A 25,520-nucleotide genomic window follows, 5' to 3' on the forward strand; every position below is an offset into this window, starting at 1 on the left:
AATGATTAGGCAATACGTCCGGTGTTTCCATTAATCCCTTTAAATCACTTACTGCTTTTTTTATAAAAAACCATTATCTCTGCGGGTGAGTCGCATCCTGATTACTCATGAATGTATTCATATCCTCCGACTTGATGCCTTCGGCATCCAGCAGCTCTTTTATCCGCTTCAAATGCAAATCGCCAAGTCCGTACAACAGATAACCGTCACTCTTAGCTTTCTTAATATGCTGGAACATGGAGAAATCACGGGCCTTCTCCGCCTTCATGATTTCTGACCCCTCAACGTCATAATCCACCTCGGCCATATGCCATTTAGCTGCAAATGCGCTCTTGTCCGCTTCTGTTGCACGCGCTTGCTCCTCTTCAATCTTCGTTGTGGCATACTCCGTCAATTCCTGCATGAATGTAGTAAACAGATCACTGCTTCCCGCAGTCAGCATTGCATCAGCCAAAGGTGCTGCTGACTTGATATCGCCTTCAAGGCTAGTTGCGGTGTTTCTCCACAAATCTTCCTGAGCTGAGTACGTCTGATAGAGGCCAGAATCTTCCTCCGCACTTGCGGCAAATCGAATGGCCATACCCAATAAATTCTTTTCCGCTTCCGACCCCATAATCTGATAATCATGTCTGACTTTAAGACCTTGCAGGCCTCTAATGATTTTCGGATAAAAGCTTTCAGCATAATGCGATTTAGTCCCAGGGCCGGTGCCGACGCCACCAAACTTCGCATCGCCGATTGCATCACGTTGACGCATGTTTGCTTGCAGTTCAGGATTGTCTACAGCTTCAGCAGGATGTTCTGTATATCCTTCATACATGAACTTGTCGGTTCCCACAGCTTTGACAACATCATGCAATGTGGTGGCCGTATGTTTTTCCCCGATAACCGTCAACTCATTCGGAATTCGAATCCAAGTACTCGTCTTCTCGACGTAACCAATTTTCTCTGTGGTATTTGCAGCATACTGGGACATCTCATTTTTGCTGTTAAAATAGCGCGACTTGTTATCCTCCATCATCGTTTTCACGTTACGCTCGCCTGAGCCTTCGCTGCCGCGGCCCGATTTACTTTTGTTCCGGTAGCCGCCAAATAGCGTCCTTTTAATGTAAACCTTGCGCTGAATATCGGGTTGAGTGGCTGAAGGAGCTGCTTGAATCGAGTCAGCAGCGGCAATCGTCTCATCCGGCTTCTCAACAGCCTTGGTTCCCTTCGAATGCTGTTTAAACAGTTCAGCGACCGAGCGGTTGCCTATTGTACGCTGCAGGTGCATCATCTGCGCCGGACTCATCGCCTTTGGGTGTCGTCCTATCGATACATTTTCAAGTGTATGCGATGAATTGGAGGCAGTAACAGTAGGAGCATTATGCTGAACGATCTTACCCGATTGTACGTGCGATTGCATTAATACCTCTCCTCCTCAATTGATAGGTCTTTCGATTATAAGGGAATGTCATTACGAGACTCCTTCTCCTAACAAACTACTGCAGTTCAATAAAAGAATAATGAAAGATTCGGCTATAAAAAGATCAAAACCGCGCAGCATTTATCTGTGAATGCACGAACTAACGAACTGTAAACATCGGTCAACTCTTCAGAAGGGCGAATACCTAGCTCCTGACGGATTGTGCTCATTAAGCTTAGGGCATTTTCCATTTAAGCTTAGCTTCGTATAATTTGCCCCACTCCCATTACTGTTGCAAAGAAAAGATTTTGCGTACTTGCTCATTCCTCAACCAAAGACCTCCCCAAACCAATACTGCCAGATATACAGGAAACAGAATTGTGGAGAAAAGCGGGGCATCTAGACGAACCTGAGTCGCCATTACGCCTCCAAAATAACCGGTCAACAGTATAGCACCCAGGATCGTTGTACGTGGCACCATATAAAGAACGGTTGAAAGAAGTCCGAGTATGCCCATCACATAAATATGATGCTCCTGGAAACCAAGCGAATTGACAGAATCAACAACAAATGAAGGTTTAAATAATTTCATGATACTGTCAAGCAGCATGAATAAAATGGCTATTCCGCTCATCACTCTCGCCGTCCATAGTCGTCCTTTAGAAATTGTTCTTGTCATTGTCCAACTCTCCTTTAACTGATTCACTAAAATTTGTCCTTCTAAGAGTACGACGAATAAACACTGCTGAAATCGACATAGGGGAAATTTTTTTTGTAAAATCTCCTTGCACTGCAGCCATGTTCTTACACTCTATCGCACCGATACCGCGGCGGAGTAGATGTTTCTCATGGTTTTAGCGGTATAACGTCATATCCAAACTTACTGAGTATTTCTAGCCCATCATTAAAAACTATTCTGTTTGCCCCATTCCAACCATTCTCAAGACCATACTGAATAAAATGTTTAACTATTCTCGGGTAATGTAAATTTGAGTGTCATTATTATCTTAACACATATTGGAAGTACCCTACTCCATCTGATTTTGATGAGGATAAAACTGCTTTCATAGAAATAAGGGCTCTCAGTTCCCCTTCGGCGCATAAATGGGGCCTATTTCGCAGAGATGTCGCCCTGCTGTTCCCCTCAGCTTGGCTTCAGCCTCGGCCAAGCCCCTACGCCAAGTTGCCAGGCCGCACGCGGCGGCATTTAGCGGAACCTGAGGGCACTATTTGTTCCCTTAGGGCTGTCCCCGGCTTTTCGGGGAACTACAGGGTCTTATTTCTATGGATTTGACGGATTATCCGCCAAATCTATAGAAATAAGAGACCTCTGTTCCCCTTCCCCACACAAAAGGGCCTAATTCTGCAGAAATAGCGCCCTGCTGTTCCCCTCAACCGTGCCACAGCCTCGGCCAAAGCTCCCCCGCCGACTAGCCAGGCTGCACGCGGCGGCATTTAGCGGAACCTGAGGGCACTATTTGTGCCATCAGGGCTGTCCCCGGCTTTTCGGGGAACTACAGGGCCTTATTTCTATGTATTTCTGGCGGAATATCCACCCAATTCATAGAAATAAGAGACCTCTGTTCCCCTTCCCCACACAAAAGGGCCTATTTCGCAGAAATAGCGCCCTGCTGTTCCCCTCAGCTTGGCTTCAGCCTCGGCCAAAGCTCCCCCGCCGACTAGCAAGGCCGCACGCGGCGGCATATAGCGGAACCTGAGGGCACTATTTGTGCCCTCAGAACTGTTCCCGGCATTCCGGGGAACTACAGGGCCTTATTTCTATGTATTTGGCGGAATATCCGCCCAATTCATAGAAATAAGAGACCTCTGTTCCCCTTCCCCTCAGCCGAGCCGCAGCCTCGGCCAAGCTGCACGCGACGGCAAATAAAAAAAGCCGCATCAAATGCGACTTTTCATGTCTCCTTCGCTCCGCTAAGCGAGAAGCTCCATCCTACGATTTAATTTGAACAATCATCTCAATTTCCACTGGAGTGTTAAAAGGTAAATCGGATGTACCTATGGCCGATCTGGCATGTTTGCCATTTTCACCAAAAACAGACTCCAACAGTTCCGAAGCCCCATTAATGACATACGGCTGGTCCGCAAAGCCACTCGCACTGTTGACAAAGGCTAATAACTTCACAACTTTTTCCACCCGATCTAAGTCACCTAGATGCGCTTGCAATACACCTAGCAGGTTAATCATCGTTTGTCTTGCTGCTAGTTGCCCCTGTTCAATCGTCAGATCCTTTCCTAGCTTCCCTTCAAAAATAAGCTTACCATTCATGCGGCAATCATTACCTGATGTATAGACCAGATTATTAACTGTTACAGCTGGCACATATTGGGCTACAGGTACACCTGGAACTGGCAACTCAATACCTAATTCTTTTAATCTGTTCGAAATTACACTCATCGTTGTCCTCCGTTAATTTCCGTATATTTGATAAACACTAACTTCTTACCGACAGAAAGGCCAAGTTGTGGAAAATAGAGCGAATTCTTTTGATTGCCGTGCTGGTACGTACAGGGTGAACGCGATTTGTCAAAAGAACAGCAAACACATCATTTTCCGGATCCATCCATATGCTGGTTCCCGTGAAACCGGTATGTCCATAGGAAGACATGGAGAACAAGTCACCCGCAGGAGAATCATGCCTGTCCTTCGCCTGCCATCCAAGTCCTCTGGCCAGTTTTAAAGAAGATGTCTGATTGTTAGTCATCAGGCGAACTGTCTCTGGCTGTAAGAAACGGCCTTCTGCAGTTTCTCCTAACCGGAGCATCGCTTGGCAAAGTTGGCTCATGTCCCCGGCGGTGCTGAACAATCCCGCATGTCCAGCAATGCCTCCCATCACGACAGCATTCTCGTCATGAACTTCTCCGATCACGGTCGTGCCACGCCATTCACAATATTCAGTTGCGGCAATACGCGGATGCACATGTGCGCCGGGATTAAACAGGGTCTGACTCATCCCAATCGGCTCCAATACCAGCTGCTTAAGCACGGAATCCAGACTGTCACCAGCAATCGCTTCTATGATTTCTCCCAAAATCATGTAACCTTGTGAGGAATATTCAACATCGGTGTAAGGCGCATAGCGCAGCGGAAGATTTCTCACAGCAGCCAATAGTTCCTCTTTCGTAGGCGATGTCTGATATAAAGGCTGCTGTCCAGGTATCCCGCTTGTATGCGCGAGTAGTTGACGGAGCGTCAGGTTGGCCTTATCCGTATCTTTGTAGTCGGGCAAAAAATGAGCGATCCCATCATCCAAATAACAATCACCACGCTCTAGCATCACCATTAATGGTAATACTGCGATGGGTTTAGTCACAGATGCTAGATCCCATATACTATCCAGTTGCACCGATGGCCCGTCCCAAAAGAGCGTTCCAACCGTCCCCTGCTCCGTAATTCCGTCTGAATTTCCAATGGCATAAGCCGCACCGGAGAAAGCTTTCTCATCACGGGCCTGCTGCAAAAACTCAGTTATTCTGCTCATTCAATCACCTGCCTATAAATTGTCGGGCAATTCGTTCATAAATGTGCACTGCCTGTTCAACCTGAGAAATTTCAACAAATTCATCAGGGGCATGCGCCTGATCCAAACTGCCTGGTCCCAGTATGATTGTTGGAATCCCGGCTATTGTCACCAGCTTGCTCATATCACAGCCCGCCCTGAATCCATACGGAGTTTGCGGTTTCCTCATGACATATTCAACCGCTTCAAGTGCCGTACTAACGATTCTCTCTGTTGCCAATGTTTCGGAAGGAATGGTAGCCACCACTACGTCAATTGGGTCTAGCGTTAGCTCAGGTATCGATATTTGCAATGCATTCAAAATATCTTGAAGCTCGGAATCCGCATCCGCGTGCGTCTCGCCAGGAATCAACCTGCGGTCAATGATGATTTCCGATTGATTAGGAATCGTGTTTTGCCGAGTTCCTCCCTGACTCATCGTTACTACCGCACTGGCCGGTCCAAGCAGCGCATGAGGAGTAAGAGACAATTTAGTATTCAGTTTCTCATACTCCACAATAAATTTTGATGAATGGATGATCGCATTAATGCCAAGCTCCGGCCGTCCTGAATGTGCAGCACGGCCAAGGAAACGCAGCCGTCGCATATAGGTGCCTTTATGCGCAATGGCAACGTCCAACCCAGTAGGCTCCCCTACAACCGCACCATCCGCCTCGATTCCTTGCTGGACCAAATGCAGCGTACCGAGCCCCCCGGCTTCTTCCCCCATCACGGCAGTGAGAACTAGCTTACCGCTCAGGTTTCTCGGATCATTTGCGATGTTTTCCAAAGCTGCCATCATACTAACTAGACTGCCTTTGGCATCACAAGCACCTACGCCATAGAGCCTCCCCTCATCCAAGCTTAACCTCGGCTCAAAAGGCGGAGTTGACCACACTTGTCCTTTGGGAGAATTAACATCCATATGGGTATTGAACACGAGACATGGACCGGGACCGTAATCCAGCGTAATAATGACATTATCCTTCCCCGGTTCAACCGTTTGACGCGCGACTTGTGCACCGAAGCTCTTCGCCCATTTCTCCAACCAATCCGCTACCTGAGCTACTTCACCAGGCGGATTTGGAGTAGGATTCGATATACATGTCATTAAAGCTTTAATTACAGGGCTTGGTTGCTGCACCATATCATCTCCAACCTTGTAGTCTACTTCCATAAATCGGTCAAAAGTTTATTCAAATCATCAAAGCTCGCGTTCAATGTTAGTTCCGATTCCGCTATTGCCTGTTGAATGACGGATGGCTGCTTCAAGCCGCTTCCGGTAATCACGCATACGACACAATCATCTGGCTGAACGAGGCCATCGGAAACAGCTCGTTTCAGCACAGCAAGTGAGGCTGCAGAAGCGGGTTCAGCACAAATCCCTTCGTTGCCCAGCCACTGCACCGCTTCGATGATCTCCTCATTCGTCACAGCCTCTGCGAATCCACCGGAATCATAAAGCGCATTCAGCACCCGGCGACCTCCTTGAATCGGAGCATCAGCCGCAATACTTTGCGCAATTGTTTGGGTAGGGTCACCATGTTTCTCCGCATGTCTTGCTCCCTGCTTGAACGCCTGGACAATCGGCCCCGTAGCGCTCGGCTGCACAGCAACCATTTTGGGGAGCGAGTCGATCCACTCCAGTTGCTTCAATTCACAAAAACCTTTCCAAGCTCCCCAGATACCTCCACCTGTACCTACGGGGTGAATCATCACGTCCGGAGCCTTCCACCCCAATGCCTGGCTGATTTCATAAGCATAGCTCTTCATCGCTTCGTGCCTGGTCGGGTTGATGAAATTCACAAACTGATATAAACCGAGATCCCTCACTGCTTGCTCAAGCATCGCAGAAATATCCGTCATACTTTCAAAATGTAAAGTAGCCGTATGAGCCCCGTACAAGCCAATGATCGCTTTCTTGATCGGGTTAGCCAAATATTCGACCAACACCGTTGCATCTAGCCCCGCCCGGCTTGCATACGCAGCAAATGAAGCTCCCGCATTCCCAGAGCTGTAAGTCAGCCCCCGAGATAACCCCAACTCTTTGGCAAAACTAACCGCCAAGCTAAAGCCACGATCCTTAAAACTACCAGTAGGCATCAACGCATCATTTTTAAAATAGAGCTTGGACAGCCCTAACTTCTTTCCAGCGTAAACAGATGGTAACAGCGGTGTGCCGCCCTCTCCCATTGATACAACGTTAACACCGTCCTGCAGGGGATAAAATTCATGCCACCGCCACATCGAGGGTTCGCGAGAATCAAATAACTCCGGCTGCAATTCAACCTTCATACGGTCCAAATCATACTGAATTTCCAGCAAGCCCCCACAGCTTGGGCATGTATTTAAAGGCTGCATTAATTCGAATCTCTCTGTGCAATTATCACAGGAATAATGAGTTGCATAAGACCAAGTCATTTGCTTTCTTCCTCCTAAAAACTTTCTATAAGGAAAATGCTGCTTAACTTCTTTAGCGCCCTTTGGCTTTCGGATTCAGTTTATCTCTCCAAATATCACCCAAAATATTGATGGCTAACACAATCAGCATAATGGACAAGCCCGGAAATACGGAAATCCACCAAGCTGATTCCATATACAACTGTCCTTGATTCAGCATGTTGCCCCAGCTAGGTACACTGACAGGCACGCCAAGCCCAAGAAAACTCAGTGAAGATTCCGCAATGATAGCAGACGCCACTTGGAACGTAGCAATGGTAATCACCGGCGAAAAAATATTCGGAAGGATATGCCTGAACAGCAAGCGAAAGTCACTAACTCCAATGGTTTGCGCTGCGACGACGAAATCACTGGAGCGTATGCTCAAAACCTCTGAACGAATCACTCTCGCATAAGGCACCCAGCCTGTAATACCAAGCACAATAATCAAATTATTCAAGCCGCCTCCAATGACAGCCACGATCGCTAGTGCTAATAAAATCGTCGGAAAAGCCAATTGGATATCTGCGATTCTCATCATGAGATGATCCAAAGCGCTGTAAAATCCAGATAACAAGCCTATGATCGTTCCGAGCACGCCTGATATCACTACGGCTGCTACACCTACAAGGATGGAAACCTGACTGCCATATATAATTCGGCTTAACAAGTCCCGTCCCATATTATCTGTGCCCAGCCAATAGCCATCTTCGGAGCCACTAAGCCAAAAAGGTGGTTTAAAACGCATCAACAAATCCTGTACGTTCGGATCATGCGGTGATATTTTCGTTGCGGTCACGGCCATAATGAGAAAGCCGCCAAGCACGCATAGCGATAACCAGTTAAATAGACTGCCATATTTCCCACTCACTATTCGTTTTAACGTAGGTATCCCTCCTATTTATATTGGATACGAGGATCAACAAGCGAATAACAGATATCAACAATTAAATTAACCAGTACGAAAATAGCGGCCAAAATGATGATTGCTCCCTGAACCAATGGATAATCACGGTTATAAATGGATTGCACCAGCAGTTGCCCGACACCTGGCCAAGCAAATACGGTCTCTGTTACTACAGATCCTCCCAATAAAGATCCAATCTCCAAGCCAACGATCGTAATGATTGGTAGCAGACAATTTCGTAAAGCATGTTTTGAAATGACAACTACCGCAACCAAACCTTTGGCTCTGGCTGTACGAATATAATCAGAATCGAGTGCTTCAATCAACGATGCCCTTAACAATCTGGCAACCAGTGCCAAGAGATGAATGCCCAGCGCAAAGGCAGGTAATACGATGTGGCTGAATCCGCCAATACCACCCGTCGGGAATATTCTCCAATGAACGGAGAACAGTAAGACGAGCACAATCCCCACCCAGAAAACAGGCATGGACTGACCAAAAACAATTAACGACATGATACCCTTCTCTATCACTGTCCCCCGTTTAATAGCCGAAATAATTCCGGCAGGGATCGCAACGACAAGAGAGAATAGCAAGGCTGCTCCGGCGAGCTGAATCGTCGCCGGCATCCTTTCTATAATAAGTTGTAACGTATGCTCGCCGTAGCGCAGTGAAACTCCAAAATTTAAATGAAGTAAGTTCAACAGATAAATGCCATATTGCTCAATGACGGGTTTATCCATGCCCAGAGAATGCCGAAGCGCTTGCGCCTGTTCAGCCGTAGCATCCGGTGTCAGCATGATGGCTACCGGATCGCCAGTCAGCCTTGTAATTAGAAATACGACCGTCGCTACCCCAAATAAGACAAATATGGCATAAAAGCAGCGACGCAGTATATAAGAAAGCAATAGATATCACCTCCGCAGCAGACAAATCATTTAATGGATGCTTTGTACATGGACAAGATGCCGACCGGATTCGGTTTCCACTCAATATTGTTGCGGATTCCGTATAGGCCATTGATTTGATATAAATAGATGAAAGGTGCATCTTCTTTTAAAATTGTTTGCAGCTTTGTGAATGCAGCTTGTCGTTTTTGTGGATCTATGCTTTGTTCTTCTTCATCGACGAGTTTATCAATGTCAGGGTTAGCATATCTGTTATAACGTCTGTCACTTTTTAGATAGGACTGAAAATTACTCATTGCGTCCATGGTCCATCCTGTATTTCCGATAAAATACATAGGTGAAGTCTTTTTCGCTACCAAATTAGCCGTCAAGGTTTTGCTGTCCATCAAGTTAAGCTGAACTTTAACCCCAATCTTCTCCAGCTGTGCCGCAATGACTTGAACATTGTTTACTTCCAAATTATCCGCATCCAGTGTAATTGCGAAACCATCAGGATAACCGGCAGTCGCCAGCAGTTGCTTAGCTTTCTCGATATTATATTCGTATGGAGCAATGGCCGGATCGTATCCGAAGTTCTCCTTAGGGACTAATGTAGACGCACGCGCAGCATTACCATCCAACACGGTTTTGATGATGGTATTCACATCAATGGCATAGTTGAGTGCCTGACGAACTTCCTTCTTGGCCAAAGGTCCTGCTTTCGTATCCAATGAAATGTAAAATGTTCGGATTCCAGGACTTGATACGACTTTAAGATCGGATTGGTTTTTCAGCTGTGTAGCCACATCGGGTTTAATACCAGATGCAATATCCACTTCTCCTGCTCTTATTGCTGCAGCCATATTGGAAGGATTCGGAATGATTTTGAAGACCAGTTTTTTGAATTTGGCAGCTCCTTGCCAGTAATCCGCATTGGCTTCCATTGTAACTTGACTATCTTTTTGCCAGGAAACAAATTTGAATGGACCTGTACCAACAGGATTTTTCGCGAAATTCTCATCGCCTTTTTCCTTAATATACTGCGGAGGAACCATTGCGCCACCGAACAACGTCATTTTATTAGGCAAGATTGGATCGGGACCATCAGTAATAATTTTTACAGTTTTGGCATCGACTACAACTACTTCTTTAACCGTTTTCAGCTCAACGATCGGTGATTTCGTTTCAGGATTATTAAGACGATCGATACTGAATTTCACAGCATCTGCGTTGAACGGCTCACCATCATGAAATTTCACCCCTTCTCTAAGCTTGAATTCCCAAGTCGTATCGTTCAGCGCTTTCCATTCGGTAGCAAGTGATGGAGCCAATTTGTTATTCTCATCGCGTGTAACCAAGGTATCAAACATGTTAATCAGAATACCCATGTCCGGTATTTTGCCTTGCTTTTGCGGGTCCAATGTTCCTGCATCGATATCTTGCGCCACCGTTAACGTGTCCTTAGCCGGTTTGGATGAGACTGTACCAGTTCCTTTGTCAGATGGAGTCGTGGAGCTGCCATTCGAGTTCGAACAAGCCGATAAAACGGTTATCAAGCACATAGCTGCCAGTATAAGCTTTAATTTCACAATAATTCCTCCTAAAATGGTCTCACTGAATTGATTAGCTTACATACTCACATGACTGGACTTGTTTGATGTATAAAAATTGCTGATCCTACAACGTCTTGCACGCTGTAAATTGACCTGCTCGTATAACTGCTGTTGGCTTTATGAACTGTTCAGGTGCTAGCAAGTTGCCTTGTGAATCGCGATAATCACGCCCTTCTGGACGCTGCCCATCAACTTCAAATAACGTTGCTCGATCCAGAATTCCATTAAGGGAACACCAATTGTTCATCTGTAAAATCTGTGCTGGTGCTATCGTTACTGCGTCAATCACCTTCTCAAGTGGCATGCCGCATGCCAGCAGCTTGGTCATCGTTGTAGACAGGTCATAAACCGGACCTCGAATATTGCGAATATGTACATCTGTACTAATGGTATGTGGCGCATATCCAGCTGCTATTGCATTCCTGCATATCTCATTATTGAAGCTTGCCGCCCCATGTCCCACATCCAGCTTAACGCCTCGATCGATGGCTTTCTGGAGTGCCAATATCGGTCCTCCATTTTTGGACCATGGATGTCCGATTTTCCCATGAAAGCAATGGGTTATAACATCTCCTTCGTCCAAAAGATCTAAAACGCCATCAATAAGCGGAGGCGCTTCCCCGATATGTACCATAACCGGCACGCCAGCCTCGTGTGCTGCCAGCTTCGCCAATTGAAGCGGTTGGAGTCCCATCGATCCAACAATGGCACCGCTCGAACGAACCTTGACACCACAGACAAAATCGCGATTCTCTGCGATGGCTTGCACCGTTTTATCTACATGAATGTAATCCAATGTCGCCACTTCACGAAGATGAACCAGCCCAATTGAGCTAATGTTTAACCACGCCTTCACTTCCGTCTGAAAAGCAGGAGCAACATACTTCCGAAGCCCCGGCAAAGTCGCTTCCCCAGCACTGCCTGCATCAACAACCAAATGGACGCCATTATAAATCCCTGCTTCATCAGCGGGTACACTGAGGTTGGCAACACCATCGTAGACGTGTGTATGGAAATCAATCCATCCTGGGCTCAAATAAAATTCAGGCTCTTGTGAAGCATGATCCGGTAACGAACGATCTAATTGGTACCCATCGGCCGTCTTCTTCAGCAAAGCTTTGTATGTCTGTTGATTCAACGGGTCTATAACTTTTACAAGCGTCTGATCTTTCATAACGATGCACCTGCCGTTTCGTATAAATGACAAGCTGCGGAATGTCCTGGAACAATTTGTTGCAGCTGTGGTCTTACTGATTTACAAACCTCCATCACTTGCGGGCAGCGAGTATGGAACGGACAACCTTGCGGGGGATTAGCGGGACTTGGCACTTCTCCTTGCAAGATAATTTTTTCCCGTTTAACCCCTCTTTTCGCATGAGGTGAAGAAGATAACAGCGCCTTCGTATAGGGATGGAGCGGTTCTTGGTACAAGCTATCCTTATCTCCAATCTCCACCAAATGCCCTAGATACATGACACCAACGCGATTGCTAATATGCTTGACTACGGATAGATTGTGCGAAATAAACATATAAGAAAGATTAAATTCTTTCTTCAATTCCGTCATTAGATTAAGAATCTGCGCCTGAATGGATACATCCAAAGCCGAAACCGCCTCATCTGCCACAATTAACTTAGGGCTTAATGACAATGCTCTTGCAATACCTATGCGCTGCCGCTGCCCACCGGAGAACTCATGCGGATATTTCCGCAAATCTTTCTGACGCAAACCAACCAAATCTATTAATTGATTAACCTTCTCGGAAGCTTCTTTTCTGTTCATGATGTCGTTTATCAGCAGTGGCTCCGCTATAATGTCTGCAACCATCATCTTAGGATTCAAGGATGCGTAAGGATCCTGAAAGACCATTTGAAAGTTTCGACGTGTACGGCGAAGTGTATTTCCGTGCATCTTGGTGATGTCTTGCTGATCGAATAAAATGGTTCCTTCTGTCGGTTCAAGAACACGCATAATCATTCGGCCCAAGGTCGATTTCCCACAGCCCGACTCTCCAACAATACCAAGCGTTTCGCCATATCCGATTTGAAAGGAAACATTATCTATGGCCTTCACATGTCCGATTGTTCGACGGATAAGTCCAGCTTGGATCGGATAATATTTTTTGAGATTGGAAACTTCTAATAGCTGATCACTCATGATATCTATCCTTTCTGTTAGATTAGATCACACCTAGCGAACTGGCCGGGCTTCACTTCGCGCAGCTCAGGCATTTTTTGAGTACAGGAGATCTGTGCCCACTCGCATCGTTCGGCAAATCGGCAACCTATTGGATACTTTGATGAATCCGGTACCGTACCTGGAATTGAATACAGCATCTCTTTTTCTTCATCAAGTGATGGGATGGATTTCAACAGTGCCTGGGAATAAGGATGAAGCGGATCCTCAAACAAAGAATCGGCTGATGCACTCTCAACCACTTGGCCCGCATACATAACGACTACGTGATCAGCGATTTCAGCGACTACACCCAAATCATGGGTTATCATCATCACCGATGTATCGAATTCATCACGCATGCGCTTCATCAACTCAAGCACTTGGGCTTGAATTGTCACATCCAGAGCCGTTGTAGGCTCATCAGCAATCAAAAGCTTAGGCTCGCATATCATCGCCATGCCGATCATCACACGCTGCCGCATACCGCCAGAGAATTGATGCGGATATTCCTTTATAATCTCTTTGGCCCTTGCTACACCAACGAATTCAAGCATTTTAACAACCTGTTCCAGCGCTTGCTGCTTCGTTATTTTACGGTGTCTGAGCAGAACTTCCGACATCTGATCGCCAATCGTCAAAACCGGATTCAGCGATGTCATCGGCTCCTGGAAAATCATCGAAATATCGTTTCCCCTGATCGCTGATAGTTGATTCTCCGTTAACTCAAGTAAATCTTGACCCCCAAACCAAATCTGCCCATTTACCACACGACCATGTGGCTTTGGAACCAACCCCATGATGGATAAAGACGTCATGCTCTTCCCGCAACCCGATTCCCCAACAATACAAACAATTTGCTTAGGATAAATAGTGAGATCAATACCATCAACAGCATGTACTTCGACATCGCCTTTGACAAAATAGGTTTTTAAATTCTCAACCGATAGTAGTGGCTGAACCATCAAGTGCCTCCTTTATCTATGATTTTCATCACCTTTAGGTAATATTAAAATTTTTTATATTATATTAATTTTTTTCTTTTTATTAATATAGTCAAAAAAAACCAACCCGTCAATGCTTTTTTCTGAAGTAAGCCCTTCCAAAAGGAAATTACATGACATAAACTTAACACACACTTGATGCATCATCTATTTTTTCGAAATATTTCTATTGTTCGCCAAAAATATGTTAGATTTCATGCCATTTAAATTTCAGTTAATGCAAAAAAACCAACCAACGTAGGGAAGTTGATTGGTTTTTTTATTCATATGCTTTCGAAGAATTTATTTCACGCGGACTTCATCAAGCAGATTGTAGAGAGTAAATTTAGAGATATCCAGAAACTGGCACACCTTATCTCCAGCTTTCTTAATTAGAAATGCTCCTCGTCTATCGAGAAATTGGACTGCTTTCTTCTTGTCCTCTTTCCCCATATGGGAAACGGGTATTCCTATCTCGTTATGGCATTGCTGAAGCAAATAATCCAGTAAATCACTCACATCATTAACAAATACTTCTTCCGTTTCTTGTTCCATGCTGTGCATCGTGATCGATTTAAGCGCTTTTTCAGCCATAATCAAATCAGAAATATCCATATTTATGCAAATAGCTCCGATAATCTCCTCTTTATTATTTTTGAGGTAAATAGACGTAGATCGAAGAATTTTTCCATCTTTCGTTTGCGTGATATAGTTATAACGATCACCGTCTTTGTCAGAACCTCTCAAAACTTCCAGCCCTAGGTTGCTCCCACAATCACCAATTCTTCTTCCAGTAATGTGGGAGTTCTCAATCCCTACGATTGTATGCTCATAATCACCAGTCAAATCATGAAGGACAACCTCGCATTTATCCCCGAATTGCGTTGCAATTCCTTTAATGATTTGCTTTAAAGCTCCAAGTTCATCGTTTATATGTTCCAATCACATCACACACCTTAAAAAAAATAATATCGCATTAAAATTTTTAATAATGCATATTCTAACCTTATTTTTGCCATTTAGCAACATGATTACTACAATACCTTTTGAAGACTATAAATCGTCAATAAGATTTCGCTATTTTGACATCAAAGTCTGATTACGGTACGACAAAACCGCTTATAATGAAGCCATTACCATCTGTTAGGAAAGGAGCTTTTCTGATTACATGAGCGAAAACAACCATGCACCAAGGCAAGCTAGCAACAAAAATTATACGGCTGCCATCGTCACCATCTCACTTGTCGCAAATATCGTTATATTACTCTTGTTCTTCTCCCCGATTGGTTACAAGGGAGAGATAAATTTTGATCTTACCATCTTTCCAAGAATCAATGGGGTGTTAAACAGCTTCACCTTCATCTTTCTGCTTGCTGCTTTGATCGCGATCCTAAGGAAGAACGTAAAGCTTCATAAAGGGTTCATTCTAGCTGCCTTCTCTTCTACACTGTTGTTCCTTGTCTCCTACTTAACGTTTCATTACATGTCCTCGGAGACGGCGTTGTTCGGTGGTAAAGGGATTATCCGGCCAATCTATTTTTTCATACTGATCTCTCACAGCATTCTTGCCGCCATCATCGTGCCACTCGCCTTGTTTACTCTAGTATGGGGTTGGACTAACCAGTTGCATAAACATCGTAGAATTGCCCGTTGGACAATGCCGATCTGGTTATATGTGAGCTTAACCGGAGTTGTCGTGTTCTTAATGATGAATCCGTATTATTAAGGGGATTTGAAAGGAGCAGTTGCCGCGGCATTCTGCTCCCTATTTGAACTATTAATAGTAGTCCTGCTATTTAATTGATTTTAAAATCTTTTCTAGCGCCTGCTTCAACCCCCGTTACTTTGAAAAAGAGCTGCCGCATAGACGCTATTTATACTTGAAGAAGCGATTAGAATCCTCCACTAAAGTTTTCATTATCTCCAAAGATTGAAGCAAATCATTAACCTCTAATGCATGGTTAGCATCTTTTATTCTAATTACATCTGTATTTGGAAATTCATCGATTCGTTCAATGTCACTCTCATGAAAAAGTTTGTCGTTTGTGCCGCATACAACTAATCCACCAAATTTCTCAATTATTGGGATAGTTGATCTGATAGGTGTTAGAAATAGATGTCTTATATTTCTATCTGCAAATAGTTCAGCCGTTTTTCCAGCAATGTAAGTTCCAAGACTCTTGCTTACAAAAACGACATCTAAATAATCGTTAATTACCTGGTTTATTGAATTGTAGCATTCTTGAATTACCTTATCGACTTTTGATTCTTCAAATGCTCGTCTTGCAGATTGGTAGCCATACTCAAGTAGTAATAGATCGTGTTCCGCATCATATGCTGATTTGCCCGTATAGTACAGAAGAGGCAATTCACATGAGTAATTCTGTCCAGGGAAAAACACGGCAACTGAGGTGTTATCATTTTTTATGTGTTTGTGTGATATATCCGCTCCCCAATATGAGGGTAAAATAATCTTATCAACTTGCACGAACAACACCTCTTTACGATTGATTTGGCAATACATTTGGTGTATATGCATTTATTCCCTAAACGTTAACCGTAAGCTCAATAAATTATTTGTTTTTTAAACAAAGCAGTAAGTAAACCTGAAACACCAAACATTGCACTTGATGCTTCCATTTCGAGCATATCCCTTAATTCGATTACTTGAAAAGCATTAAATACTTCTCTTAATTTTTCGTCCGTGTAACCTAAACCACCTCTGAGGCTCCTTAGTCGATACACTTCCCAATCAGATATATCCGAACCCCCAAGTTCCCCACCAACCTTAAAGCAAGTTATTGCAAAAAAACCATTTGGCTTAAGCGCTTTATTCAACAATTTTAGATAACTCATCCTTCGATGAGGTGCGATATGGTGAAAACAACCCGAGTCATAGACAATGTCATATGTTCCTTCTTCAATATCTAACTCAAATATATTTTGCTTTATAAAATTAACCGAGACATTTTTATCCTTAGCACGCTGCTTTGCCCAAAGAAGAGCCTCTTGGGATAAGTCCACAGCGTCAACTTTACAGCCCTGTTCAGCAAAATAGATTGCATTCCTCCCAGGACCACAACCTAGTTCCAACACCTTTCCTGACTTTAAATATCCTCGATTAAAATACTGGACTAAATTTTCATCAGGTAAATTAACAAAAAAAGGGACTTCCTTTTCCTTGTCAGAATAAAAGTTGTCCCAATTAAAACGTGATTGTTCTATTAACAACGTATCCAGCATATTCAAGATATCATCATAATTTAAAATTGATTCCTTCATCGGATAACCTCCTGACGATTTGGCAATGGAGCTGAAGAAGGTTGGCTTAATTTACATCCCTTTGCCATCGGCTTTTATGAATTCATAAGTTTCACTTCATCCAAAGCTCTCTGCGCCAATCCGTTAACCACAATGTCGTCCATCGGCGGATTATGCAGCCCTGCCCGCACGTCGCGGTACATCCGCTCCAACGGTAAACTGCGTGACAAACTCGCAGCACCAACGATACGCATTGCTGTATCAACAATCGAGATAGCATGATTCGTGGCCACATGTTTGGCCAAGCCCAGCTCCGGCTTTAGCGCTTTGCGTCGTTCAGGTTCCCGGTCCCAGCGATCGGCAACCGAGTAAAGCACCGTGCGCGCCGTGACAAGCGCGATTTCCATTTCGCCGATTTGACGTCGAATATTCGGTAATTCAGCTATCGGTGTGTTCAAGCTGTTCGGTCGATAGTGCTGCGCGTAGTTAATCGCAAAACTTCTAGCCGCATGCGCAATCCCGATATAACAAGCAGGAATATGCAACAGCCATCCACCTTCGTCGGGTTTGCGCTCCTTGCGCGGTGCTCCCGAACGGTGAATAAGTTGATCATCTGGTACGAATACATCTTCAAGCACCACATCGTGGCTCCCCGTAGCGCGCATGCCAAGTGTGTTCCATGTTTCTTCTATACGTACGCCAGATCCGGAACGCACGAAAAAATCCCCTGTTTCCTCCGTGCCCTCAATCGCTGCCGAAACAGTAAAACATGTGAGTATAGGACTCAAAGTACTGTAGGTTTTGCGTCCACTGATCAGCCATCCGCCCTCTGTGGCAACGGCCTTCGTTTCCGGTCTTCCCCCCCGACTCGGACTCCCTGTTGCCCGTTCCGTCGCCAAATTATTAATCAACGCACCTGTTTCCACCGATTCTCGGCAAAAGCGTGCGTACAACGTTTCCGGCCAAGCATTCGTAAAGCGTAGCTGATGCATCAAACCAACGTGCCAGCCCACCGCAAGCGTTGTTGAACCATCGCCTCTCGCGAGTCGTTCCTGGGCAAGCACCAATTCGTACAGCGACGCTTCCTCTCCGCCGTAAGCTCGCGGCACTGTCAGCTGCAAATAACCTGATTCACGAAGATCCGCGAAATTGTCGAACGGAAAGCTTCCCTCTGTATCATGATGTGCCGCACGACTCGCGAAGAGTGCTGCTAATCGATCAGAACGTTGCGCAATCTCCGCCTCTCGTTCATTACGAATATATATATCTGTTTCTATGCTCTCAGTCATTTTTCTATCTCCTCTGCATGTAAATATATTAGAATAGTCGGAATTATATCGAGTATATGTTTGCTAATAAACTGATAATATTCAGGACCTAAACTTAAGAAAATTAGGTAAAGTAAAGGGTAGCTACATGTTATATATATTCAACCAACGTTCCCCGTTAGCTTAACCTCGGCGACTGGCGCCGTGATCAGAGCTCTTTGCTCGATTGAGAAGTTCTAAAACAAATTCTGACTTATGATCTGAATATGCTAACAATGTACGGAAGCCTTTCTGGTACGCAGCTAATTTATGTTCGGAGTATTGCCTCGCTTCATTTGGGTAATTCCTAAGATAATCCCTCAAAATCAGATTGTCATTCCATAAATCTGATTTATATTGAGTTATTGCTAAATTAAATGAACGGCTCCCTCGCTTGCGAAGATAAATACGACCTGGAACTCCAGCAGTTCCAAGACATTCATATCCTACATCTTCTAGTGCTTGAATAGGGATGTATGGAAAATCAGAAATGCCTATAAGAATATCAACTATTGGTTTTGCTGCCAAGCCGGTTACAGATGTACTACCAAAGTGTTCAATGGGGACGTCAGATCCAAGAACTGAAGCTAACAAAGAGACTTCTTCGGTATACCATAGAAGCCACTCAGGGTCATAATCACAAATGGTTATATCCTCATCTAAGATCAAGTTAATCCCCTCCGATTTCACTATATAATTCGTGAATTCGTTAAGCAATCCTGCCCTCTAGCTTTAAAAAAACAAGGAGCATCTGCCGCGTGGCGTGCTGCTCCCTGCTTATTGCACTATCGTGTCCCGTTAGCGTAATCCTTGAGTTCAAGACTAGCCTTAATTGCTATTAATATTGAACTGGCGAAACTCTGCATTAGCTGGAGATCTTCGAGGTTATGCGCACGGGAACGCTCTACTCCGTCACGCAGGCCTCAATGTAACCGAAGCAAGCTCGGGTAAATGGAAGGGACAACTGAAGCTCAGTAAACGAGGCCGTCCACGGCTACGTCACTTTCTCTATTTAATTACGATGTGCATGGTCATGAGTAACCAAGAATTTAAAAGCTTTACACCACTACAATGTTCAGGTGAAAAAGCTTAAAAAGATGAAGTCTATCATGAAGCTATGTGGTAAGCTAGCTCGACTCTTAGTGGGAATGGCTCGTAGTGATGTCGCATACAAACCCGATAAAATCTTTGCATTAGCAACTTAACATAAACCTTGTATCACGCAAGTTGGCGTATTCGCAGGAGACAAAGAAAGCACGGAGTATCGGGATACGTTAAACAAAAAGGCTCTGACCTGTTCCGTTAGAAAGACCGACCTCCACCCCTTGGATAGATGTGACGAAGGAATGAAAGGGCTATTTGACCCGTTGAGACATGGGAGTGAGAATCGCTAAGGGCACCGTGGAGAATACGTGCATTATTTGGAATGAATTGGGTGATTCAACTCCACCTCTGTTCCCGCATGCCTTTTTAACGAACTCATCCTAATATATCTCGCTATCTTTCATTCAGCATCGATATCTAAAGAATGAAATCCTGCGAATAGACGAGCTTGCGTGAGGAAATCAGATCATACCGAGGGAGTTAAATCACCATCAATGCATCTTTCAATATCAAAACTCCGACTATTTTTGTTCCATTCTTCTGCCAAAATTCCATAAACAATGTGGTCTACATAATGGTCATATAACCATTCTGCTTGCCTAATGCATCCTTCTTTTACGAAGTTTAATCTTTCGGGAATACTCCTACTTTTCTGATTCCCTACAGCAGCCCTAATTTCAACTTTATTTAGGTTTAACTCACTAATTGCATAATCGGTCAATGCACTAGCCACCCTGGTCATAATTCCATTCCCTTGAAATTCTTCTCCAAGCCAATATCCTATATATGCAGTTTTGTTCGACCAATTTATACTATTGTAGCCTGCAACTCCAACAATTTTACCTTTATATAATATAACTGTATTCAAGCTCTTATTTTCAGAGAAACTTTTTAGACATATTTTAATAAAATCTATTGTATCTTCAAGTTGTATTGTTGCATCAAGCCAAGGAAGCCATTCTCTTAGATAACCTCTTGAATTATTTGTTAATTCAAATACCCTCTCTCCATCCCTTAATTCTATTAGTTTTAAACATAAGTCTTCATCAATTTTATGTATAAACATTGTCTCCTCCTTGAAAATGTAACAATATTCCCAAACGAAGCAGGCTGTAAAATTCTTAGGCTAAAACTATTGATTGTTGAGCAAGTTTCCTAATATTATTTAGCCAACGCATATCCTCTGTGAGTCCGCCCTACGCCTTTTGATGGACTATCTCTTCATCAACTAATGACCAATACAAGATTATTTTCGTATATAAATCAATATCACTAATTAAATGCCCCTTTATCTTTTCCCAAACTCCATCTTCGATCTTTCCTTCTGTCACTGCGTCATCAAATGAAGATATGATCAAGCTCATTAATGCGAATTTTTCACTTGGGTTTAGTTCAGCACTTTTGTATAATGAGACAAATTCGTTCACTCTCGATGAATCTGCACTTTCATGTTCCCAGTCTTGCGAATACACCCCTAACTCAGGTAGACTCAATTTATGAGTCAGACTTTCAATTGCCTGCCTTGTAATAAAAAAGCTCCTTATTATTGCTCAATAGATATCCCCCGTTATTATTATCCTCGAATATTTTGAATTCAACTAAGGTTCCCCAATAGTTAATACTAAACGAACATCCAGGAGTATCCACTTCAGTCGTTTTTATCTTGATAAGCCTTTATAAGAGGAGCTATTGTCTCATACGCTTGGAGCAAGTGAAATACAATTAGATCGAATTCTTCTTTTAGTTCTAAATTATCGTTCCAAAAATCCTGATTAACCTTTAATAGTGAACATAAGAGATCTCCCGTATAATAATTTCCGGAGTTCAACGGGTTATCAACTAATCTTGTAATGGCTAAAGGGACAAGGTAATTTAGAGAAAATTTTTGAAATATCATTCGGGTAAGATCATCATTTGTAAAGTCCTTTAGAGGTTTTCTTCTTAATGTAAGACACTTTCTTATTAAACCGGTGGCTCCCTCATCAGGATCCCCCCAATTTTCCCCATCGATTTCCTCTAAAGACTTATTTAAATCCAGCATATTTAACTCCACTCCTAGGTTTGGAACTAATGTTTTTAGTTAGCCTAACGTACTACCATACAGAAAGCCTTTTTCGCCTGTCAGTTTACTTCCTTATTTTTAGTAGAAATAGCTGGTTTTACCATAACACCCCAACCATCAGAATAACCACCATATTTTTTGGCCTCTTTATTAATCATCTTTTGGATCTCTACAATTGCATTCAATTCTAATGGCATCTCTTGTGAACATGTACATGTCCATTGATTGCCTTCAAAATCTTTTTCTAAAGAACAAGTGAAATTTTTATCCATCATCATTTGTTTCACTTTTTCACCCGATATTTCATTTCTAATAGCGATTTGAAAATCGACATTATGCTTTTGGGCAAGATCTACTCCTGATCGTTCAAGGGATTCTAAGTTCTGACGATCAGCGCTATCATTGAAATAACTATCTTCTGACACGATACTTTGACACCCCACTAATAGTGTTATTATGCAAACCGCATAAATATTTCTTATCGTTTTGATCATAATTCTACCCTTCAACTTGTTCAACGTTATATTCTCATTATTCGGCTAATACTACTATTTCACCTGCAATCGATTGGCGAATACTGCCCTTTAGAATGGAAACAGCAGCCGATCTTAGTGACCGACTGCCGCGCATTATCTTTATACACTCACTATTTGATTTGTTATTTTGTAAATCGACTTTATAAGATAAGGTTTCATTATCATGCAATTGTGACATAATCTACTATCAGGAGTTACACAAATACATACTTCTCAATTTTCAGTTTGAATTTAATAACTTCATTTTCTATCTACCTGTAAATCCACCTTCTGATTTAATATACTGACCTGTAATCCATTGAGCTTCATCACTGGTAAGTAAGGAAACAATATTGGCCGCATCCTTTGGTAACCCGATACGCCCCATTGGAAATAAAGGTTGTAAGAATGATCTGATGTCATCATTCATCCATCCCGTATCAGTTGGACCAGGGTCAACACAGTTTACAGTAATTCCTAACGGTGCAAGTGCAACGGACAAGGGTTCGGTTAAAGCAATAAGAGCACCTTTCGTTGCAATATAAGCAAGATTGTCTGGATCAGGACCTTTAGAAACGAGATATATAATTCTCCCAGGAACTAGCCCTTTAAGATTTTGTTCAAATTGCTTAGCAAACTCCACGCTGAGAATAGAGCTTCCACGGATATTCACATAATAGTGTTTGTCAAGTATCGTACTGGATAAATCCCTAAACCCACTATTAACACTATAACAAGCATTATTAATGAGTATAGAGGGTGCTCCAAGCTTATTATTAACCTGTTCAAGTATTAGTTGCGGAAGATCCGGATCAGTCAAATCAGCCTCCATCTGAGCCGACCGCACGCCAAATTGTGTTAATTCCGTACATAGTTTGTTTGCCCAATCGTATTCCGCACCGCAGCCAACGGTTTCGTCATAACGACTCCAATGGGTAAAGAAGATATCTGCACCATTAGCCGCTAGCATTCTACATATTGCAGTTCCAATTCCCTGTTCACGACTTGCTCCAGTAACAATCGCTACACGTCCCTTGAATCTTTTGGTCAAAATAAGCACCTACTTTCAAGTAGAAAGTTACTCCATATTAGCTTATACAAGCTAGTAACCAGTATTTCTGTTACCTGTTACTTAATCCAAATCCTCATTCCACAGTCTTATTACTTCTTTTAATTCTAAATTTTCGAAACTTAATTTATAAATATCTGGTTTATTTAATTGATTTAAAAAATCCAACCCATAACTTGAATCAAAATAATTCATCATTAAAGTCATTACAAGTCCATGTGTTCCAATAGCTATTTTCTTCCCAGGGTGTTCCTTTAATATGTTTTTTATCACTGATATCGATCTATTCTGGCAATCAGAATTAGACTCCCCACCCGGTAAAGAATAATCAAAATCATAAAATTTCTCTCTAATAACAGACATTAAATCAGCAATAATTTCCTCAGCAAAATACCTTTCCCTGAGATCTTCGAATGTTTTGATCTCTAATCCTAAGTTTTGTGCCAATCCCTCAATACTTAGGATTGCTCGGTTATAAGGGCTAGATATAATAACATCTATTCCTTCTTCTTTAAGAACTTTTGTAACTTTTTCAACATCTCTCTTGCCCTTAGCGGTGAGTCCTCTTGTTCTTTCGGTACCTTCAGTGTATAGTGATTCAGCATGCCTAACCATATAGTTGATGGTCTTCATATAAGCCTCCTTGAAATGCTAACTTATTACTGTAATTTCTCATAACGTGATTCTCACGAACTTCGTAAATTCCGTTTCAAAAAGTATTCGCGAAGCTCATTCAGCTACCCTTTAGTTGAGAAAACGGCAACCTTTCGCGGCCGCCGTTTCTTTGTGATTATTGAGCTACCTTCCAGTTCAAATACTCAAATACTAATCACTATTATTCCAAGTTAATATTCCTTCTTCTTCATAGAAACCACTCAGCAATGTTTCATCTATTACTTCATAATCAATTATCACATTGAGCCATGCTTCCATTGATTCTTGTAGTCTTTATCTATCCACTGACAGAAACTTCCCCGCTCTGTTAGAACGAAGCAATTCATCTAAAGAATTTGCCACATCAATTGTTAATTTGGTTTTATTCAAACAAAACTCAGATAGTTTTTGTACTAATTCCCCTGTGTCGTCATTAAGTATTGTAACAATTCCTTCTGCCGAAGGTTCCTTCAACTATCGTGTCCCGCACACAATTTAAACAAAGCCTTTAATTGTTTTTAAATATATCTGATAATTATCATCATCGAAGCAAACGAACTGAATTCTTCTAAAAGAGTAATTATCCTCTTCCATAAATTCCCTTAATGAGCTAATGGCTATTTCAGCGGCCCTCACTTTTGGAAATTTATATATACCTGTACTTATGTTGGGGAACGCGATACTTTTAATATCATATTGGTTAGCAAGATCTAGGGTGTTTATATAACAGCTTTTAAGTTTCTCTTCCTCATTACTTTTTCCATTGTTCCATACAGGTCCAACCGTATGAATAACGAATTTTGCATCTAATTTCCCCGCTGTAGTGATTACGGCCTCGCCAACTGGGCATCCTCCTTGTTTCTCTCTTATTTTCATGCATTCTATAAGAATTTCCTTTCCTCCAGCTCTGTGAATAGCACCATCCACACCACCACCGCCAAGTAAGCTAGTGTTTGCAGCATTAACTATGCAGTCCACTTTTGATTTTGTTATATCTTCCTTAATAACCTCTATATAAACTGAATTTAATTTGATTTCCATTGTTTTAACGATCCTCCGTTACAGAAAACTTAGTCCATGATTCAATTTATACTACCATAATTTGGGTTTGTATGGCACTTGATATAATGAAAAACGTTAAAATATGCTAATATTGTTAATATGGAGGTGGTTAATTAAATGCAACAAATCTCTGATTATCTTTTTATGTTTTCTATAATTCTGCTTATATTGACCTTACTTTTTAAAGGAGTAGGCTCTAAAGGTTCTTCTAACGCAATGGGGAACATGGATTTAGCCATGCATGAAAACCATGGTAATGATTTGAAAAGTCAGGATTCGATTATCAAAAATATATTTAAATCAGTTTTCGTATGGATATCAATTTTAGGAATACTTGTTTCAATACTCTTGTCGAAATTATAAATACCTACCAAAATTATTGAACAAAAAAGGCGCTTTAAATGGCGCCTTTTTGTCCGTTTTCAGATAAGCAGCAAGAAAGCGAAGATCAGTGGGATTAGGACACCACTGTCGCCAATTGAACTAACGTTCCTCGTTAGAGTTTGTTTAAGCTCTTAATTATTTTAATTAGGTCCCTTAATTCCAATTTTTGTTCTCT

26 protein-coding genes and 2 pseudogenes are annotated in these 25,520 nt (G+C 42.7%); 3 read left to right on the forward strand and 25 right to left on the reverse strand.

Annotated elements, in window-relative coordinates; translation table 11 throughout:
- Positions 1 to 73: 73 nt before the first annotated feature.
- From ACKTT9_RS27775 to ACKTT9_RS27835, 13 genes are all read right to left on the reverse strand, one after another.
- A complete protein-coding gene (locus tag ACKTT9_RS27775; RefSeq protein WP_407868462.1) occupies positions 74 to 1,405 on the reverse strand; it encodes a hypothetical protein in 1,332 nt (443 codons plus the stop codon).
- 286 nt (positions 1,406 to 1,691) lie between these two features.
- The gene (locus ACKTT9_RS27780) at positions 1,692 to 2,084 is read right to left on the reverse strand and encodes a DoxX family protein (RefSeq protein WP_127455761.1); all 393 of its coding nucleotides are present in this window, start codon (positions 2,082 to 2,084) and stop codon (positions 1,692 to 1,694) included.
- Between the two features lie 1,272 nt (positions 2,085 to 3,356).
- Positions 3,357 to 3,821 (reverse strand): RidA family protein, encoded by a 465-nt coding sequence (locus ACKTT9_RS27785; RefSeq protein ID WP_407868463.1) that lies wholly within the window; start codon positions 3,819 to 3,821, stop codon positions 3,357 to 3,359.
- 37 nt (positions 3,822 to 3,858) lie between these two features.
- Positions 3,859 to 4,905: a serine hydrolase domain-containing protein gene (locus ACKTT9_RS27790; RefSeq protein WP_407868464.1), complete on the reverse strand. Its 1,047-nt coding sequence runs from the start codon at positions 4,903 to 4,905 to the stop codon at positions 3,859 to 3,861.
- A 4-nt stretch (positions 4,906 to 4,909) separates the two neighbouring features.
- Positions 4,910 to 6,070 (reverse strand): M20 family metallopeptidase, encoded by a 1,161-nt coding sequence (locus ACKTT9_RS27795; RefSeq protein WP_407868465.1) that lies wholly within the window; start codon positions 6,068 to 6,070, stop codon positions 4,910 to 4,912.
- 20 nt (positions 6,071 to 6,090) lie between these two features.
- Entirely contained in the window at positions 6,091 to 7,344 is a 1,254-nt protein-coding gene (locus tag ACKTT9_RS27800; RefSeq protein ID WP_407868466.1) for a threonine synthase, read from the reverse strand.
- A 52-nt stretch (positions 7,345 to 7,396) separates the two neighbouring features.
- Positions 7,397 to 8,233, reverse strand: a complete 837-nt coding sequence (locus tag ACKTT9_RS27805; RefSeq protein ID WP_407868467.1) for an ABC transporter permease — start codon at positions 8,231 to 8,233, stop codon at positions 7,397 to 7,399.
- A 26-nt stretch (positions 8,234 to 8,259) separates the two neighbouring features.
- Entirely contained in the window at positions 8,260 to 9,177 is a 918-nt protein-coding gene (locus tag ACKTT9_RS27810) for an ABC transporter permease (RefSeq protein WP_246238739.1), read from the reverse strand.
- Between the two features lie 26 nt (positions 9,178 to 9,203).
- The gene (locus tag ACKTT9_RS27815; protein ID WP_407868468.1) at positions 9,204 to 10,745 is read right to left on the reverse strand and encodes an ABC transporter substrate-binding protein; all 1,542 of its coding nucleotides are present in this window, start codon (positions 10,743 to 10,745) and stop codon (positions 9,204 to 9,206) included.
- 88 nt (positions 10,746 to 10,833) lie between these two features.
- Positions 10,834 to 11,943, reverse strand: coding sequence for an amidohydrolase/deacetylase family metallohydrolase (locus tag ACKTT9_RS27820; protein ID WP_407868469.1), 1,110 nt, complete (start codon positions 11,941 to 11,943; stop codon positions 10,834 to 10,836).
- Positions 11,940 to 12,926, reverse strand: a complete 987-nt coding sequence (locus ACKTT9_RS27825) for an ABC transporter ATP-binding protein (RefSeq protein ID WP_407868470.1) — start codon at positions 12,924 to 12,926, stop codon at positions 11,940 to 11,942. The genes ACKTT9_RS27820 and ACKTT9_RS27825 overlap by 4 nt, the downstream gene beginning before the upstream one ends.
- Before the next feature lie 17 nt (positions 12,927 to 12,943).
- Positions 12,944 to 13,909 carry an ABC transporter ATP-binding protein gene (locus ACKTT9_RS27830; protein WP_407868471.1) on the reverse strand — a complete coding sequence of 322 codons (966 nt, stop codon included), beginning with the start codon at positions 13,907 to 13,909 and terminating at the stop codon, positions 12,944 to 12,946.
- A gap of 321 nt (positions 13,910 to 14,230) precedes the next feature.
- Complete coding sequence (locus ACKTT9_RS27835; protein WP_127455750.1) at positions 14,231 to 14,869, reverse strand: transcriptional regulator; 639 nt, start codon at positions 14,867 to 14,869, stop codon at positions 14,231 to 14,233.
- A 226-nt stretch (positions 14,870 to 15,095) separates the two neighbouring features.
- Here ACKTT9_RS27835 and ACKTT9_RS27840 point away from each other — a divergent pair, with 226 nt between their 5' ends.
- Positions 15,096 to 15,653, forward strand: coding sequence for a DUF420 domain-containing protein (locus ACKTT9_RS27840; protein ID WP_407868472.1), 558 nt, complete (start codon positions 15,096 to 15,098; stop codon positions 15,651 to 15,653).
- A 144-nt stretch (positions 15,654 to 15,797) separates the two neighbouring features.
- Here the strand turns inward: ACKTT9_RS27840 and ACKTT9_RS27845 are convergent, their stop codons facing one another.
- From ACKTT9_RS27845 to ACKTT9_RS27860, 4 genes are all read right to left on the reverse strand, one after another.
- Complete coding sequence (locus tag ACKTT9_RS27845) at positions 15,798 to 16,415, reverse strand: alpha/beta hydrolase (protein WP_407868473.1); 618 nt, start codon at positions 16,413 to 16,415, stop codon at positions 15,798 to 15,800.
- A 77-nt stretch (positions 16,416 to 16,492) separates the two neighbouring features.
- Complete coding sequence (locus tag ACKTT9_RS27850) at positions 16,493 to 17,209, reverse strand: class I SAM-dependent methyltransferase (RefSeq protein ID WP_407868474.1); 717 nt, start codon at positions 17,207 to 17,209, stop codon at positions 16,493 to 16,495.
- Between the two features lie 74 nt (positions 17,210 to 17,283).
- A complete protein-coding gene (locus ACKTT9_RS27855; protein WP_407868475.1) occupies positions 17,284 to 18,477 on the reverse strand; it encodes an acyl-CoA dehydrogenase family protein in 1,194 nt (397 codons plus the stop codon).
- Between the two features lie 162 nt (positions 18,478 to 18,639).
- Entirely contained in the window at positions 18,640 to 19,164 is a 525-nt protein-coding gene (locus tag ACKTT9_RS27860) for a GrpB family protein (RefSeq protein WP_407868476.1), read from the reverse strand.
- A gap of 199 nt (positions 19,165 to 19,363) precedes the next feature.
- Here ACKTT9_RS27860 and ACKTT9_RS27865 point away from each other — a divergent pair.
- Positions 19,364 to 19,700 (forward strand): annotated as a pseudogene (locus ACKTT9_RS27865) (transposase); the annotation flags it as partial.
- Between the two features lie 365 nt (positions 19,701 to 20,065).
- Here the strand turns inward: ACKTT9_RS27865 and ACKTT9_RS27870 are convergent.
- From ACKTT9_RS27870 to ACKTT9_RS27905, 8 genes and pseudogenes are all read right to left on the reverse strand, one after another.
- Positions 20,066 to 20,665: a GNAT family N-acetyltransferase gene (locus ACKTT9_RS27870; protein ID WP_407868477.1), complete on the reverse strand. Its 600-nt coding sequence runs from the start codon at positions 20,663 to 20,665 to the stop codon at positions 20,066 to 20,068.
- Between the two features lie 130 nt (positions 20,666 to 20,795).
- Positions 20,796 to 21,026, reverse strand: a complete 231-nt coding sequence (locus tag ACKTT9_RS27875; protein WP_407868478.1) for a hypothetical protein — start codon at positions 21,024 to 21,026, stop codon at positions 20,796 to 20,798.
- Between the two features lie 221 nt (positions 21,027 to 21,247).
- Positions 21,248 to 21,640 (reverse strand): contact-dependent growth inhibition system immunity protein, encoded by a 393-nt coding sequence (locus ACKTT9_RS27880; RefSeq protein WP_407868479.1) that lies wholly within the window; start codon positions 21,638 to 21,640, stop codon positions 21,248 to 21,250.
- Between the two features lie 80 nt (positions 21,641 to 21,720).
- A complete protein-coding gene (locus ACKTT9_RS27885) occupies positions 21,721 to 22,086 on the reverse strand; it encodes a ribonuclease E inhibitor RraB (protein WP_407868480.1) in 366 nt (121 codons plus the stop codon).
- A 358-nt stretch (positions 22,087 to 22,444) separates the two neighbouring features.
- Positions 22,445 to 23,227, reverse strand: a complete 783-nt coding sequence (locus tag ACKTT9_RS27890; RefSeq protein ID WP_407868481.1) for an SDR family oxidoreductase — start codon at positions 23,225 to 23,227, stop codon at positions 22,445 to 22,447.
- Positions 23,228 to 23,308: 81 nt separating this feature from the next.
- Positions 23,309 to 23,878 (reverse strand): histidine phosphatase family protein, encoded by a 570-nt coding sequence (locus tag ACKTT9_RS27895; protein ID WP_407868482.1) that lies wholly within the window; start codon positions 23,876 to 23,878, stop codon positions 23,309 to 23,311.
- A gap of 192 nt (positions 23,879 to 24,070) precedes the next feature.
- A pseudogene (locus ACKTT9_RS27900) lies at positions 24,071 to 24,181 on the reverse strand (DUF6210 family protein); the annotation flags it as partial.
- Between the two features lie 213 nt (positions 24,182 to 24,394).
- Entirely contained in the window at positions 24,395 to 24,940 is a 546-nt protein-coding gene (locus ACKTT9_RS27905) for an O-acetyl-ADP-ribose deacetylase (protein WP_407868483.1), read from the reverse strand.
- Between the two features lie 138 nt (positions 24,941 to 25,078).
- On the opposite strand from ACKTT9_RS27905, the gene ACKTT9_RS27910 reads away from it, so the two are divergent.
- A complete protein-coding gene (locus tag ACKTT9_RS27910) occupies positions 25,079 to 25,324 on the forward strand; it encodes a hypothetical protein (RefSeq protein ID WP_407868484.1) in 246 nt (81 codons plus the stop codon).
- Positions 25,325 to 25,520: the final 196 nt, after the last annotated feature.

The organism is Paenibacillus sp. P36 (genome assembly GCF_045866505.1).
In the GTDB taxonomy this organism is placed as follows: Bacteria; Bacillota; Bacilli; order Paenibacillales; family NBRC-103111; genus Paenibacillus_E; species Paenibacillus_E chondroitinus.

What these genes read in the sequence shown, in the direction of transcription:
- ACKTT9_RS27850 (WP_407868474.1), bottom strand. Translation starts at nt 17,209, where the DNA reads ATGAAGGAATCAATTTTAAATTATGATGATATCTTGAATATGCTGGAT.
- ACKTT9_RS27820 (WP_407868469.1), bottom strand. Translation starts at nt 11,943, where the DNA reads ATGAAAGATCAGACGCTTGTAAAAGTTATAGACCCGTTGAATCAACAG.
- ACKTT9_RS27895 (WP_407868482.1), bottom strand. Translation starts at nt 23,878, where the DNA reads ATGAAGACCATCAACTATATGGTTAGGCATGCTGAATCACTATACACT.
- ACKTT9_RS27825 (WP_407868470.1), bottom strand. Translation starts at nt 12,926, where the DNA reads ATGAGTGATCAGCTATTAGAAGTTTCCAATCTCAAAAAATATTATCCG.
- ACKTT9_RS27840 (WP_407868472.1), top strand. Translation starts at nt 15,096, where the DNA reads ATGAGCGAAAACAACCATGCACCAAGGCAAGCTAGCAACAAAAATTAT.
- ACKTT9_RS27910 (WP_407868484.1), top strand. Translation starts at nt 25,079, where the DNA reads ATGCAACAAATCTCTGATTATCTTTTTATGTTTTCTATAATTCTGCTT.
- ACKTT9_RS27855 (WP_407868475.1), bottom strand. Translation starts at nt 18,477, where the DNA reads ATGACTGAGAGCATAGAAACAGATATATATATTCGTAATGAACGAGAG.
- ACKTT9_RS27775 (WP_407868462.1), bottom strand. Translation starts at nt 1,405, where the DNA reads ATGCAATCGCACGTACAATCGGGTAAGATCGTTCAGCATAATGCTCCT.
- ACKTT9_RS27795 (WP_407868465.1), bottom strand. Translation starts at nt 6,070, where the DNA reads ATGGTGCAGCAACCAAGCCCTGTAATTAAAGCTTTAATGACATGTATA.
- ACKTT9_RS27780 (WP_127455761.1), bottom strand. Translation starts at nt 2,084, where the DNA reads ATGACAAGAACAATTTCTAAAGGACGACTATGGACGGCGAGAGTGATG.
- ACKTT9_RS27870 (WP_407868477.1), bottom strand. Translation starts at nt 20,665, where the DNA reads ATGTTTATACATAAAATTGATGAAGACTTATGTTTAAAACTAATAGAA.
- ACKTT9_RS27800 (WP_407868466.1), bottom strand. Translation starts at nt 7,344, where the DNA reads ATGACTTGGTCTTATGCAACTCATTATTCCTGTGATAATTGCACAGAG.
- ACKTT9_RS27880 (WP_407868479.1), bottom strand. Translation starts at nt 21,640, where the DNA reads ATGCTGGATTTAAATAAGTCTTTAGAGGAAATCGATGGGGAAAATTGG.
- ACKTT9_RS27830 (WP_407868471.1), bottom strand. Translation starts at nt 13,909, where the DNA reads ATGGTTCAGCCACTACTATCGGTTGAGAATTTAAAAACCTATTTTGTC.
- ACKTT9_RS27790 (WP_407868464.1), bottom strand. Translation starts at nt 4,905, where the DNA reads ATGAGCAGAATAACTGAGTTTTTGCAGCAGGCCCGTGATGAGAAAGCT.
- ACKTT9_RS27905 (WP_407868483.1), bottom strand. Translation starts at nt 24,940, where the DNA reads ATGGAAATCAAATTAAATTCAGTTTATATAGAGGTTATTAAGGAAGAT.
- ACKTT9_RS27785 (WP_407868463.1), bottom strand. Translation starts at nt 3,821, where the DNA reads ATGAGTGTAATTTCGAACAGATTAAAAGAATTAGGTATTGAGTTGCCA.